Source organism: Rhizobium hidalgonense (assembly GCF_002914525.1).
Lineage (GTDB): Bacteria > Pseudomonadota > Alphaproteobacteria > Rhizobiales > Rhizobiaceae > Rhizobium > Rhizobium hidalgonense.
In genome coordinates, this window is record NZ_LODW01000035.1 from 1 (window position 1) to 589 (window position 589).

The 589-nt window shown below is 58.2% G+C and carries 1 pseudogene; it reads right to left on the reverse strand.

Annotated elements, in window-relative coordinates:
- A pseudogene (locus ATY29_RS03760) lies at positions 1-589 on the reverse strand (IS481-like element ISRel2 family transposase); the annotation flags it as partial.

A 589-nucleotide genomic window follows, 5' to 3' on the forward strand; every position in this document is an offset into this window, starting at 1 on the left:
TAGATGTGGAGCCTCAACAGGTTGTCCTGGGTAAGAGCGAGCCTAGTGATTGGTGGTTTTGAGTTTAGACTTCCGTGAGGCCTGTGCCAATTGTAGCGATGAAGCCATCGTGGCAGTTCGGCGGCGCGCATGTCCGAGTTGGGATAGGCGACGGCGTAGGCCCACTCTCTGAGGGCGGTCTGGATGAAGCGTTCGGCCTTTCCGTTGGTTTTAGGCGTATATGGTCTGGTGCGAACGTGCTTGAGGCCGTTGTCGCGACAAGCTTGGCCGAATGGCTTTGATGTGTAGCAGGGACCATTGTCGGTCATGACGCGCTCGACCGCGATCCCGAGGCTGGCATAATAGGCCAATGCCGCCTTCAAGAAGGCCACGGCGCTTTCTTTCGTCTCGTCCGGCGATATCTGTGAGAAAGCGATGCGAGAGGCATCGTCGATGGCCACATGAACGCATTCCCAACCGGCGCCCCAACTCTTGCCTCTGCGCGAACTCTGGCGAGTGCGATCGCCGGTGATGCGGTGGCCGACCTCATGAAACCGGCCGAGCTTCTTGATGTCGATATGAATCATCTCGCCGGGAGCCTGGCGTTCAT